This is a genomic window from Thalassotalea nanhaiensis (genome assembly GCF_031583575.1).
In the GTDB taxonomy this organism is placed as follows: Bacteria; Pseudomonadota; Gammaproteobacteria; order Enterobacterales; family Alteromonadaceae; genus Thalassotalea_A; species Thalassotalea_A nanhaiensis.
Genome location: NZ_CP134146.1, coordinates 4,030,639 through 4,044,537, shown reverse-complemented (window position 1 = coordinate 4,044,537; position 13,899 = coordinate 4,030,639). Strand labels below are relative to the sequence as shown.

Below are 13,899 nucleotides of genomic sequence, written 5' to 3'. Positions count from 1 at the left end.
CAGCATCGTTACATGTGATAGTCTCGTTCTACTTTACTGATCCGGGTTATATAGTGGCTATACCATTGTTGTTTACCCTTTGATTGAGCCACTTGATGATCTGTTTGTGCTTTCCATTGCTTAATAGCATCAAGATCTCGCCAATATGAAACACTAATACCTATTTCTGAACGTGCTGATTCGATACCTAAAAAACCATCTTGTTTACTGGCCAGTTCAACCATCAGGTCTGCCATTTTGTCATATTCAGGATCATCGGCTTTTAATGTCGAGGTAAATATAACCGCGTAATAAGGAGGCTTTGGTGTGTTAGCAAACATTTTCGTATTTCCATATTAAAAGTTGGTTATTGGCAGGCATGGCGATGTCTTGTAGTAAAGTAAGACCAATGTCCTCAGCCAATTCATTAATTTTTTCAAAATCTCTAATACCACTAACCGGATCTCTATTTTGCAACCACAATTGAAAGTTAGCATTACTTGAGCTGGTATATTGACCATTATATTTAAACGGCCCATAAATGCATAAATAACTTTGGTTGTTTAGGCATTTCGGTAAATTGTTAAACATTTCAACAACATGTTGCCAAGACATTATGTGTAACGTATTGGCGCTAAATATTAAATCAAACTTTGTTTCTGGCCATTGTACGGGATCACTTACATCTAACTCTATCGCTGGTTTAATGTTGTCGATGTTATGACGATGCAAGTTTTCATTTAAGTTTGCAACTAGGCTGTGTTGATCACTAGGTTGCCAATTTAAATGACTTAGTGATGAACAAAAATGCAGAGCATGCTGACCGGAGTAGCTGCCAATTTCTAGCACAGAACTTACCGACGATAAAATAGGTAACAGTTGTTTTAAAATAACATCTTGATTGCGCTCACATGATGGCGAGTAATTTAAGGTGTTTTCTTCGTTGATGAGTAACACGGCATTTATTGGTTAATTGGATATTTACCAAATATAGCAGGGTGATAAAAATAAAGCAGCCAGTAATTAGTGGCTGCTTATTGGTTATTTAATATCTTTTATGCTTTGTTTTCTACTGGGATCATATGTACATCGCGTTGTGGGAATGGAATACTGATGCCTTCACGATCAAATGCTAACTTTATTTCCTCATGAATGCCAAAATAGGCTGGCCAGTAATCGTCACTTCTTACCCAGGGACGCACAAAGAAGTTGATCGAGCTATCGCCATGTTCCGCTAACCAAATATCTGCTGCTGGCTTTTTCAATACCCGCTCATCTGCGTCAAGTACACTTTGAATCACTTCTTTAACTTTTGGTATTGAATCTGAATAACTTACGCCAAACTTCATATCAACCCGGCGTACTTTTTGTGTAAAATCATTTACTAAACAGCCATTCGATAATAACCCGTTAGGGATAAATACTTTACGATTATCATAAGTGATCATGATGGTGTTAAAGATCTGAATTTCATGAATTGTACCTTCAAAACCTTGTGCCTCAATAACATCTCCAGCTTTAAATGGGCGGAAGAATAAGATAATAATACCGCCGGCAAAGTTGGCTAAACTGCCTTGTAATGCTAAACCAACTGCCAAACCTGCGGCACCTAATAAAGCAATAAGAGAGGCTGTTTCAATACCTATCATAGAGGCAAATATAATAATTGAAATTGTTCTTAGGGCAATATTAATAATGCTTAATAAGAATTTATGCAAAGTAACTTCAACTTTACGCGCGGTCATACCGAGATCGACAAGTCTAACAATTCGCTTAACAATCCAAGTTGTTATCCATAAAACTAATACCGCAACCAATATTTTTGTGCTGAATGTTATGGCCAAATCGATAAAGGTATCCAAATGTTTCTGAATAACTTCAATATCAATATTTTCTAACACCTCAGAGGATTCTATTGCATCCATAAATGTACCTTTATTCTTTTAAGTCAATGAATTATTACTCTATTGAATATAGTAGAAAATAAATAAAAGTGATGAATAGAATGTTAAAAAAGGCTGTTATTTTTTGTTTTGATAAAATTGTATGAGGAGGAATTTTTATTTAGTTAAACAAACAGCCTTATATAAAATAAAAAACGCTCTTAATGAAGACATTAAGAGCGTTATGGAAAAGTTAAATTAGCTATTTATTAAAAAATAAAATCTTCGCTGTCTAAGGCCATCATACTATCAGCACCATTAATCATGCAGGCAGCATGACCTTCAGCTCTTGGTAATATGCGTTCAAAATAAAACTTGGCAGTTTTAATTTTTGCTTGATAAAAATCTTCTTCAGCAGTTCCTTTTGCTAATGTTTCAGCAGCGGTTTTAGCCATTTTAGCCCAAAAATAAGCGAGGGTGACATAACCGGCATACATTAGGTAATCCACTGAAGCTGCACCGATTTCATCAGGATTTTGCATAGCTTTAGCACCAAGTTGCTGAGTATGCTTTGCTAATTCCTCGCTGTATTTTCCAAGGGTAATACAATAGCTTGTCAATTCTGGGTTTTGACCGTTCATATGACAAAAGGTGCCTATTTCAGTGGCAAAACCTTTCAATAGCTCGCCTTTAGAGCCAAGTATTTTACGGCCTAATAGATCGAGCGCTTGTATGCCTGTTGTGCCTTCATATAAACAGCTTATTTTAGCATCGCGCATTAACTGTTCCATGCCCCATTCTTTGACGTAACCATGACCACCAAAAATTTGTACGCCATGGCCAGCACATTCTAAGCCTAATTCGGTTAAAAATGCTTTTCCGATTGGGGTTAGTAACGCTAAGTTAGCTTCCGCCTTTGCTACTTCAGCTTCATCTTTACTGGCATGAACAACATCCACTAATTGCGCTAAATAACCAATTAATGCTCGGCCACCTTCACTTATTGATTTTTGGGTAAGTAACATGCGGCGCACATCAGGATGAACAATAATAGGGTCGGCAGGGCCATCTGGATTTTTAGGGCCAGACATTGAACGCATTTGCAGGCGGTCTTTGGCATAAGCTAATGAGCCTTGAAAAGCAGCGTCTGCATGAGCTACCCCTTCGTTTGCAACCCCTAACCTTGCGGCATTCATAAAGGTAAACATACAGTTTAAACCACGGTTAACGTCACCAATTAAATGACCTGTAGCATTATCAAAATTAATAACACAAGTGGCGCTGCCATTAATACCCATTTTGTGCTCAATCGAACCACAGGTGACACCGTTTTGATCACTAACAGTGCCATCTGCATTAACGTTAAACTTTGGCACGATAAATAGAGAAATTCCGCGAGTGCCTTCTGGTGAACCTGGTATACGCGCTATAACAACATGAATAATATTGTCTGATAAGTCGTGCTCACCGGCAGAGATGAAAATTTTGCTGCCAGTTAAACGATAAGTACCATCGGCATTTAATTCTGCTTTAGTGCGCAGCATACCTAAATCAGTGCCACAGTGTGCCTCTGTTAAACACATGGTTCCGGTCCAGGTACCTTCTACCAGTTTTGGTAAAAACATTTGCTTTAATTGTTCAGTACCATGAGCTTCCAGAGTAGCCATACAACCGTGGCTTAATCCCGGATACATCGCAAAACTGTGGTTTGCTGCCGAAGTATATTCGCCAATAGCGGTACTTAAAGAATGTGGCAAGCCTTGGCCACCAAACTCTAAAGATTGTGAAAGCGTAGGCCAGCCACCTTCAACATAATGCTGATAGGCTTCTTTAAAGCCATCAGGCGTAGTAACTTTCCCATTATCGAAAGTACAGCCTTGTTGATCACCAACTTGGTTAATAGGGGCAATGATTTGTTCATTTAGTTTTGCAGCTTCATTGATAATGGCATCAACCATTTCGATGCTGGCATCTTCATAACCCAAACGTTGATAATGATCTTCACAATTTAATAATTCTTGCATGACAAACTTTGTGTCACGGATTGGCGCTTTATATTCTGGCATGGTTCACTCAAAGGTAATTTACTTGTTTTTATCTTTGGTCAGATTAGGTTGAATCATATCAATTGTTACACTCATCAGACCACTGACCTGTATAGGTACAATAAAACTTAGTTTTCAATAAATCAAATGAATTTCAACAATAGTGCTGTTATTATTTACTTTCTTTATACCTTTGGCTTAGAAATTATCCGTATTTAAAGGGCTCATCATGGACTTCATCATAGGTTTCACTTTGTTGTTAATATTCCAACTACTAGGCGAAGCGTTGGTTATTCTTCTCGATTTACCCGTTTCAGGACCTGTAGTTGGTATCGTCCTGTTACTCACTGCTCTTATTATAAAAGGCAGTGTTGGCAAGCCATTAAATACAGCATCAACAACTTTGTTGGGACATTTATCAATAATGTTTGTCCCTGTCAGTGTTGGGTTGATGGCGCATTATGAATTGTTAGTGAATGAATGGTTGCCAATTACAGCAACGTTGATCCTAAGTACCATTATTATGCTAGCGAGTACGGCATTGTTAATGTCTTTTGCTAGCAAGTTCTTGGTTAAAGAGACAAAGCATGACATTTAACGAGAAACTTTCAGCGATTTGGTTGATGATCCAAGGCTCGCCATTAACAGGGATTATTTTAACCTTGCTAGCGTATATGCTTGCTATGTATCTTTATAAAAAATCAAATTATAAACCTATATTAAGCCCGTTTATTACCTGCATGATCGTTGTTATTAGCGTGCTGTTAATTACTGGGATCAGTTATGAAGATTACTTTGCCGGCGGCAAGTTTATTCACTTTTTACTGGGGCCGGCGACCGTAGCATTAGCCGTACCTTTGTATCACCAATTACACCGAATTAAACAGTTGTTAATTCCTATTTTGATCACCCTGATAGCATCGGTATTTATTGGTTCATTAAGTGCTATAGGTATTGCTGATTTATTTGGTGCCAGCCTTGCTACACAAATATCGTTAGCGCCGAAATCAGTTACCACTCCGGTTGCTATGGGCATATCTGAACAAATAGGCGGGATAGTGTCATTATCTGCCGGGTTAGCTGCTACCACCGGGGTTTTAGGTGGTGTAATAGGATTGAAAATATTTTCACTGGTTGGGGTTAAAGACGACCGCTTTAGAGGGTTTGCCATGGGGTTAACCTCACATGGTTTAGGTACCGCAGTTGCTTTTAAAGAAAGTAATACCATGGGCGCTTTCTCTGGCCTAGGTATGGCCTTAGCATCATTTACTACGGCATTTATGTTGCCCTGGATACTTGGCATGCTCGCCATCAATTAAAAGATAACTGCTTATTGGTAATTATTCGTTAAAGATCACGTCTTAGCAATGTCACTTATTTCTTGCCATTAAATAGCTAAAAATGTATCTACTTTTTAATGGCAAGATATAGCAGCTACAGCTGCTTTGAGTAATTTAGATTATGTCTTAGTCGATGCAAACAATCTTCGTTCTAAAACAAAACCCATAAAACCACACGCAAACAATAACACACCAAGCACCTGCAACCAGGAGTTAATCGTACGAGGAATATTGATGCTATCGCGTTGTGAAAAGTGTCGTTGTCCACCTTCGACCTTTTGCATAAAAGATGAGCCAAGATAGGTTGCTGAATCTATCTCTATTTCATCTTTTCGATTAGTCATTTCAATTTCTTTTTTCTTGCGAATTTCATGTATTTTTCCCATTGGTGCTTCAAGCAAACGTGACCAGTCGTTAAATATATTTTTCGGTTCGCCTGCCAAAATCACTCCTGGAGAATAGTATTTATAGCGCAGTTCACTAAATGCTAGCTTACTAAAACCAAGATAAAATAGAGTCACCGCTAAAACAATTAAACCACTACAAAAATATAAATAACGTCGTTGTTGTTTAAAATTTATATTGTCTTGTTGTCGATACCATAATTCTATGTCAGGAATTTGCGTCAAATTTTGTCTGTCGCTGGCCGATTTAATCGATGTTAAAAAATCGCCTAGCTTTATATTTAACGCTTGTAGAATTTGACGAAAAATTTCATTAGAGGGGATCGACTTATCATTTTCAAGTTTTGATAAATACGACTGCTCAATACCCACCAGCTCTGCTAATTGTGGTTGGCTTAAGTTTCTTTCACTGCGTAATTTTTTTAATTGTTTACCAAATGTCATTTCATACTCCATGCATTGTTAACCATTCTAGATCACATTTACTGTGTTTTGCATGATTTATTCTTGGTTATTCTTGCAGGGATAAAAAGCTGAATATCAGTGAATAATGATGAATATTCCTTTGATTAAAACAAATGCAAAAATTATTTTTTAAGGCAAAGACCAAAACGTGTAACTAAGCCGAGTTAGCAGAGCCTGCGCTCAGAAATAATGAGTGAGGCTAAGCTAATGATGCTTAGTAATCTTTTTAGTTATAACAATCAAAGTCAGGTTTTCAGTGACTTTCAGCTTTTAGTCTTAGAAAGAAAAAGCGATAAATGGCTTATATAAGGGGGCTAATTTAAATTTTTTTTAGTCATTTCTATATAACGTTTTCCTCATGATTTAACTGCCATTTTTTGTTTTTGGCGGCTTAAATATTGTTATTTTATAAAATTGACACTTGTGTCAACTTTTTAATCTGATATATTTAGGTTATTGAATTTGATCACATTCTATTAACACAAGATCAACTACGGAAGAAATTATGACTAAGAGTACAGTTCGTTTTTTATTAAACAACGACGTTGTGACCATAGAAAACATAGACCCGAATTTAACGGTTCTGCAATACCTGCGCGAGATACAATTTAATACTGGCACCAAAGAAGGATGTGCATCTGGTGATTGTGGTGCCTGTACCGTAGTACTGGCAGAGTTGGACAGTGATAACGCTAGTCAACTTACTTATAATTCGATTAATTCGTGCATTACCTTTGTTGGTAATCTGCATGGTAAGCAATTGATCACGGTAGAAGATTTAAAAGACGGTGCCAAGTTGCATCATGCTCAACAAACTCTTGTTGATAATCATGGCACACAATGTGGTTTTTGTACTCCTGGTTTTGTTATGTCGTCATTTGCTTTGCATAAGCATAATAAAACACCTACTCGCGCTGAAGTACTCGAAGCATTAGCGGGTAACTTATGTCGTTGTACAGGATACCGCTCAATCATAGAAGCGGCTATCACGTCGAGCACCAATACCGATGATGATTCTTTTGCAAAACATTACCAACAAACTGTTGCAACCCTCACTGAGTTACAAAAATTACCTGCCCCGACATTAAGTGGTAATGGTCATAATTTTATCGCCCCAAAAAATATCGACGAGTTAGCGTATGAATTAACCAGTGAGCCAGACTCTACATTAGTGGCAGGAGGTACTGACTTAGCATTATCTGTCACACAAAACTTAGCGACAATAGATAAACTTGTTTACGTTGGTAACGTTGCAGAATTAACCAATATTGAAGAAACAGACAGTGAGATAATTATTGGCTCAGCACTTCCGTATAGTAAGTTTATTGAAACGTTGCATCATTACTACCCTGACTTAGGTGAAATGATAGAACGTATAGGTTCCAAACAAGTACGAAACAATGGCACCTTAGGCGGCAACATTGGTAATGCCTCTCCGATTGGCGATATGCCTCCCGCATTAATTGCACTTGGCGCAACAATGACTTTGCATGTTAATGGCAATGAACGCACTATTTTAGTTGAAGACTATTTTGTTGATTACAAGAAAACAGTGCTTAAGCCTTCTGAGTTTATCAAGTCTGTACAAATCCCTAAACCAGTCGCTGGTCAAACATTAAAGTTATACAAAATATCTAAACGTATCGATGACGATATATCGGCAGTATTAGCTGCATTCTTTATAGAGCAAGACGGTCAGGAAATTACCAATGTACGTCTAGCTTTTGGTGGTATGGCGGCTATTCCAAAACGCGCTCCCGCTGCAGAAGAAAAGCTGCAAGGCAATAATTTAACTAAAGAGTCAGTAATGCAAGCGAAACAAGCCTTAACGAATGACTTTAATCCGATGTCTGATGTTCGTGCGTCGAGCAATTACCGTATGACGGTGGCTCAAAATCTTATTGAAAAGTGCTATTTAGAGCTGCAAAGCAAAGTTATTGAAACACGAGTGGTAAATTATGCGTAGTCTGATTGATGTAAAAAAAGCAAGTTCGAACAGTGATAAAAGTGTTGTTACCGGACAAGTCAATGTTGGCTTAGGTGGCGTAGGTCGTTCTAAAAAACATGAAAGTGCTGACAAGCAAGTTGCTGGTGAAGCAATTTATGTTGATGACCGTCCAGCGTTAAGAGGTGAATTGCATGCTGCAGTAGGTCAATCATCTTATGCACACGCGAATATTCTTTCAATGGATTTATCTGCGGTTAAAGCTGCAGAAGGTGTTGTTGCGGTAATTACCGTTGAAGATGTACCGGGACATACTGATATTGGTCCGGTATTCCCAGGTGATCCTGTACTGGCTATTGGCAAAGTAGAATATGTTGGCCAACCAATTTTTGCAGTAGCTGCAACAAGTTACGATTTGGCTCGAAAAGCGACTAAATTAGCAAAAGTTGAGTATCAAGAATTAGAAGCGGTATTAACGGTAAAAGACGCTTTAGCGAAACAAAACTTTGTTCGTCCGCCATTTCAGATGAAACGTGGTGATTCTGAAACTGCCATTAATGCAGCACCACATCAACTTTCAGGTGAAATTATTGTTGGTGGTCAAGAGCATATGTATCTTGAAGGTCAAGTATCAACAGCTGTGCCGACCGAAGATGGTGGTATGGAAATTTATACCTCATCTCAACATCCAAGTGAAGTTCAAAAATTAGTTGCTGAAGTGTTAGATATTCCATTGAATAAAGTGTTAGTGGATATGCGCCGTATGGGCGGTGGTTTCGGTGGTAAAGAAACACAAGCAGCACCGTGGGCATGTATTGCCGCCTTGCTTGCTAATGAAACTAATCGTCCGGTTAAATTTAAATTAGGCCGCATGGACGATATGATCATGACGGGTAAGCGTCACCCGTTTGAAAATAACTATACCGTTGGTTTTGACAAAGACGGCCAGATCAAAGGTATCAACATAGAAGTTAATGGTAACTGTGGTTATTCACCGGATCTATCTGATGCCATTGTTGATAGAGCGATGTTCCATTCTGATAATGCTTACTTCTTGGATCAAGCCAGTGTCACCGGTAATCGTTGTAAATTGAATACTGTTTCTCATACTGCGTACCGTGGTTTTGGTGGTCCTCAGGGTATGATGACTATTGAAATGGTCATGGACGATATTGCTCGTCATCTGGGTAAAGACCCGTTAGAAATTCGAAAAATTAACTTATATGGTGGTGAAGGTCGCAATGAAACTCACTATCATCAAGAAGTCGAACATAACAATTTACCTGAAATTATTGAGACATTAGAACAAAGTTCTGATTATCAGGCACGTCGTAAAGCGGTTACTGAATTTAATGCCAATAACGCCATACTTAAAAAAGGTATTGCCTTAACGCCGGTTAAATTTGGTATCTCATTTACCGTTCAACATTTAAATCAAGCCGGCGCGCTTGTTCATGTTTATACCGATGGCACCATTCATTTAAGCCATGGTGGCAGTGAAATGGGGCAAGGCCTTAACACCAAGGTGGCGCAAATTGTTGCGGAAGAATTCCAGGTTGATGTTGACACTGTTGCCGTTTCGGCAGCGCGTACTGATAAAGTTCCAAACTCGTCACCAACCGCAGCATCTTCGGGTACTGATTTAAATGGTAAAGCTGCCGAAGCTGCAGCAAAAACCATTAAACAACGCTTAATTGACTTTGCCTGTGAAAAATACCAAGTAACAGCGCAGCAAGTCATCTTTGAAAACAACAATATAATTGTTGGAGAGCAAACCTTCAGTTTTGCTGAGTTTTCACAAATCGCTTATATGGCCCGTGTTTCTTTATCCTCTACTGGCTTTTATAAAACCCCTAAGATCCATTTTGACCGTGCAACAGGTAAAGGACGTCCATTCTTCTACTACGCAACGGGTGCATCAGTATCGGAAGTGCTCATTGATACGTTAACCGGTGAATACAAAACCTTGCGGACCGATATTTTACAAGATGTCGGACACTCTATTAATCCGGCGATTGATATTGGCCAAATTGAAGGTGCGTTTGTGCAAGGTATGGGGTGGTTAACGACTGAGGAATTGATGTGGAACGAACAAGGCCGTCTACTTTCTAATAACCCGGCAACGTACAAGATCCCAGCGATTAATGATGCACCGGCAGATTTTCGTGTTGCCCTAGTGCCTGATGCCCCTAATCGTGAACATACGATTTACAACTCTAAAGCCGTTGGTGAACCACCATTTATGCTAGGGATGTCTGTATGGTCGGCACTTAAAGATGCAATTTCGAGTGTGTCAAATTACAGCTTAAGTCCTGTGCTTGATACACCAGCAACCCCTGAACGAGTACTCTGGGCGGTTGAAGCAATGAAAGCACAATCGTAACAGCTTACTTAGGAGAAATCTGATGACTATGGCAATGAATAACAACTGGAATAGCGCTTCTTATCAATTAAGCAAGCAAGGCCAAGCCTATGTGCTGGTAACATTGGTTGGCGTTTCTGGTTCAACGCCAAGAAACAGTGGTACAAAAATGGTTATCACCAAAGATGACATTTTTGACACCATTGGTGGTGGTCATTTAGAGCATAAAACCATTAAGTATGCGAAAACTATGCTGGCAGAAGGTAAAAGCGCCCAACACTTGGAGCATTTTCAACTTGGCAGCAATCTAGGCCAATGTTGTGGTGGCAACGCTACGGTGATGTTTGAATGTTTTGCAGCAGTTGGTGTGAACATTATGCTGTTTGGTGCGGGTCATGTGGGCAAAGCTCTAATACCAATTTTAGCGCAACTACCTTGTCAGGTTACTTGGGTAGACAGTAGAGATGAGCAATTTCCTGCAAATTTAGATGCCTATCATAATGTCCATAAAGTGGTTAGTGAAGAGCCTGAACTTGAAGTTGCCAGTATGCCAGCAAACAGCTATTTCGTGGTGATGACACATAATCATCAAATGGATTTTGATATATCACAAGCCATTCTGAAACGTGCAGATTTTAGTTATTTAGGCCTTATCGCATCAGATACAAAAAAACGTCGCTTCGAACAGCGCTTCAAGCATCGGGATATTGATCCACAACAGGTTGCCCGAATGAATTGTCCAATTGGTCTGGAACAAGTGGGTGGGAAACTACCGATGGAAGTTGCCGTATCTGTTGCTGGCGAAATTATCAATATTTATCAAACAGTACAACAGCAAAAACTTGAGCAACAACAACCAGAAATTGCTGTTGAAAAGAATAAAACTCGTCCTGTATCACAACAGGGTATTCACTGGAAAGAATTTAAGGAATTACTTACTAGCGAAGAAGTAAGTAGTTAGCCTCAAACAATAGGAGAAGCAAAGTGTCTCATTTTGCCCTGCAAAGTAAAAATGTCATTATTGACGGTAAACAGATCGCCGCTTGTGTTGAAATAAAAGATGAACTTATCTTGGCCATTCACCCATACGGTGCAAGCTTATCTTGCCCAGTGCAAGATTTTGGCAACAAAGTGATCATGCCAGGGTTAGTTGACTCGCATGTACATATTAATGAACCTGGCCGCACTGAGTGGGAAGGGTTTAATACTGCTACTCAAGCAGCGGCAGCAGGTGGTATTACTGCACTAGTTGATATGCCATTAAACTGTATTCCTGTGACTACAACTAAAGCCGCGTTTCAAGAAAAACTCGACTCAGTAGACGATAAGTTATGGGTTGATTGTGGCTTTTGGGGCGGCGTAATTCCGCAAAATATTGGTGATTTAGACGAGTTACTTGAAGCCGGAGTATTAGGGGTTAAATCCTTTTTAATTGATTCTGGAATTGAAGAGTTTCCTCCAGTTGAAGCGAAAGATATGCGCGCCGCTATGCCAATATTAGCCAAGCACGATGTGCCATATTTAATTCATGCTGAATTAGACTGTGGTAGTTTTCATGACGTTGAAATCACCAAAGAATATAATACTTTCTTAGAGTCTCGCCCTAAAAGCTGGGAAAACGATGCAATTTCGTTAATGGTCGATATGGCCCGTGAATCAAAAGAGCAGGGTGATAACTGTAAAGTTCATATCGTGCATTTATCTTCAGATGAAGCATTGGACACTATTTCCGGTGCGAAACAAGAAGGCTTACGCTTTACTGCTGAAACCTGTCCTCATTATTTAACCATTGCTTCAGAAAGCATTCCAGATGGCAAAACATTATTTAAATGTTGTCCGCCAATTCGTGAAAACAAAAACCGCGAACACTTATGGCAAGCAGTTACCGATGGCCGTTTAGACTTTATTGTTTCAGATCACTCGCCATGTACACCAGAGTTAAAGCACATTGATACTGGCGATATTGAAAAGGCTTGGGGCGGTATTTCTGCGCTGCAATTTGGTATTTCATTAATTTGGACTGAAGCAAAAGAACGTGGTTTCAGCTTAGTTGATATTGCTCGTTTAATGTCTACTGAAACAGCAAAGTTTGCCGGTTTAGACTCAGTCAAAGGGGCAATTAAGGTTGGTAACCATGCTGACTTTTTAGTGTTTGACCCGAGTGCTGAATTTACCATCACCAATGAGATGATCAAACACCGTCACAATATTACTCCTTACGCAGGTCGTAAGGTCACCGGTCAAGTAGAACATACCTTTGTTCGTGGTCATCATGTATATCAACAAGACGAATTCATCAATGCGCCAAAAGGGCGTCCTTTATTAAAAGGTAGGCTGTAATTATCAGTTGCTAAAGTGGGTAGCAGCAATAATTACCAAAATTGAATTAATAACAAATTTAGATGTAGGAAAACCAAGCTATGATGCTAGAAATAGATACTCAGCAACAAAATAAACTAAGCGGTAAATCGCTTGAATTAGAAAACGAGCTAAAAACCCATTGTGTTGATTTAGCCAGTGAACGTGTAGGCGGAGAAACTCTGTCTTGTAGTGATGATTTTTTTGCTGAGATGGAAAATCTAATCAAACCTGGTCGTGGTATTTTTATCGATGACAAATTTACCGACAGAGGTAAATGGATGGATGGTTGGGAATCACGTCGCAGTTATGGTCGTGATAACGGTCGTGATTTTGACTGGTGCATCATTCGTTTAGGTATCAAAGGTGTAATTCGTGGTTTTGACATCGACACTAACTATTTCCGTGGAAATGCGCCAGAGTCTGTTTCAGTAGAAGCTTGTGTAAGTGAAGTAGAGCCTAATGCTGATACCGTTTGGCATACTATTTTAGCTCCGGCAGCTGTAGACGCTCACAGTCAAAATATTTTTGCCATTAATGATGACACTGCCTGGACACATGTGCGTTTGAATATGTTCCCGGATGGCGGTATTGCGCGTTTACGTGTTTATGGTGAAGCAGAAGTTAACTGGCAGCAATTTATTGATGGTGAATTAATAGACTTAGCCTACATTAAAAATGGTGGTAAAGCGTTATTGGTTAGCGACATGTTCTTTAGTGACAAGAACAATTTAATTATGCCAGGTCGTGGTAAAGATATGGGCGATGGTTGGGAAACAAAACGTCGCCGTGACCCAGGTCCAGATTGGTCTATTGTTAAACTTGCCAGCCAGGGAAGTATTGAAAAAGTCATCGTTGATACCTGTCATTTTAAAGGGAACTTCCCTGACACATTTACGCTTGAAGGCATGGTGTCGACCAGCGATGACTTTAGCGATGGTAAGCAAGAAGACAAGTGGCAACCTATAATTGCTCGTACTAAGTTGTACGCACATCGTGAGCACTTATTTATTGAGGAAATCATTCCAGCGAACACTGAAACTTTTACCCATATACGCTTAAATATTTTCCCTGACGGTGGTATTTCTCGGTTACGTGCATTTGGTAAAAAAGGATAA

12 protein-coding genes are annotated in these 13,899 nt (G+C 39.3%); 7 read left to right on the top strand and 5 right to left on the bottom strand.

Features of this window, described 5'->3' with window-relative positions; translation table 11 throughout:
* Window positions 1-8: 8 nt before the first annotated feature.
* The 4 genes from RI845_RS17555 to RI845_RS17540 all read right to left on the bottom strand — a co-directional run bounded on the left by RI845_RS17555 (window position 9) and on the right by RI845_RS17540 (window position 3,928).
* Complete coding sequence (locus tag RI845_RS17555) at window positions 9-320, bottom strand: antibiotic biosynthesis monooxygenase family protein (protein WP_348387468.1); 312 nt, start codon at window positions 318-320, stop codon at window positions 9-11.
* On the bottom strand, window positions 310-936 hold the full coding sequence (locus RI845_RS17550) for a DUF938 domain-containing protein (protein ID WP_348387467.1): 627 nt from the start codon (window positions 934-936) through the stop codon (window positions 310-312). Before RI845_RS17550 ends, RI845_RS17555 begins: the two co-directional genes overlap by 11 nt.
* A gap of 98 nt (window positions 937-1,034) precedes the next feature.
* Window positions 1,035-1,904 (bottom strand): mechanosensitive ion channel family protein, encoded by an 870-nt coding sequence (locus RI845_RS17545; protein WP_348387466.1) that lies wholly within the window; start codon window positions 1,902-1,904, stop codon window positions 1,035-1,037.
* Between the two features lie 227 nt (window positions 1,905-2,131).
* Complete coding sequence (locus RI845_RS17540; RefSeq protein ID WP_348387465.1) at window positions 2,132-3,928, bottom strand: acyl-CoA dehydrogenase C-terminal domain-containing protein; 1,797 nt, start codon at window positions 3,926-3,928, stop codon at window positions 2,132-2,134.
* Window positions 3,929-4,136: 208 nt separating this feature from the next.
* Between RI845_RS17540 and RI845_RS17535 the strand changes: the two genes are divergently transcribed.
* Both RI845_RS17535 and RI845_RS17530 read left to right on the top strand, forming a co-directional pair.
* Window positions 4,137-4,505, top strand: a complete 369-nt coding sequence (locus tag RI845_RS17535) for a CidA/LrgA family protein (protein WP_348387464.1) — start codon at window positions 4,137-4,139, stop codon at window positions 4,503-4,505.
* On the top strand, window positions 4,495-5,226 hold the full coding sequence (locus RI845_RS17530) for an LrgB family protein (protein WP_348387463.1): 732 nt from the start codon (window positions 4,495-4,497) through the stop codon (window positions 5,224-5,226). The genes RI845_RS17535 and RI845_RS17530 overlap by 11 nt, the downstream gene beginning before the upstream one ends.
* A gap of 140 nt (window positions 5,227-5,366) precedes the next feature.
* Here RI845_RS17530 and RI845_RS17525 read toward each other — a convergent pair whose 3' ends face one another.
* Window positions 5,367-6,095: a helix-turn-helix domain-containing protein gene (locus RI845_RS17525; protein WP_348387462.1), complete on the bottom strand. Its 729-nt coding sequence runs from the start codon at window positions 6,093-6,095 to the stop codon at window positions 5,367-5,369.
* A 526-nt stretch (window positions 6,096-6,621) separates the two neighbouring features.
* On the opposite strand from RI845_RS17525, the gene xdhA reads away from it, so the two are divergent.
* The 5 genes from xdhA to alc all read left to right on the top strand — a co-directional run bounded on the left by xdhA (window position 6,622) and on the right by alc (window position 13,899).
* Window positions 6,622-8,082, top strand: a complete 1,461-nt coding sequence (gene xdhA, locus RI845_RS17520; protein WP_348387461.1) for a xanthine dehydrogenase small subunit — start codon at window positions 6,622-6,624, stop codon at window positions 8,080-8,082.
* Complete coding sequence (xdhB, locus tag RI845_RS17515; RefSeq protein WP_348387460.1) at window positions 8,075-10,444, top strand: xanthine dehydrogenase molybdopterin binding subunit; 2,370 nt, start codon at window positions 8,075-8,077, stop codon at window positions 10,442-10,444. The genes xdhA and xdhB overlap by 8 nt, the downstream gene beginning before the upstream one ends.
* 22 nt (window positions 10,445-10,466) lie before the next feature.
* On the top strand, window positions 10,467-11,384 hold the full coding sequence (xdhC, locus tag RI845_RS17510; RefSeq protein ID WP_348387459.1) for a xanthine dehydrogenase accessory protein XdhC: 918 nt from the start codon (window positions 10,467-10,469) through the stop codon (window positions 11,382-11,384).
* Between the two features lie 23 nt (window positions 11,385-11,407).
* Window positions 11,408-12,763 (top strand): allantoinase AllB, encoded by a 1,356-nt coding sequence (gene allB, locus RI845_RS17505; RefSeq protein WP_348387458.1) that lies wholly within the window; start codon window positions 11,408-11,410, stop codon window positions 12,761-12,763.
* A gap of 80 nt (window positions 12,764-12,843) precedes the next feature.
* Complete coding sequence (gene alc / locus RI845_RS17500) at window positions 12,844-13,899, top strand: allantoicase (RefSeq protein ID WP_348387457.1); 1,056 nt, start codon at window positions 12,844-12,846, stop codon at window positions 13,897-13,899.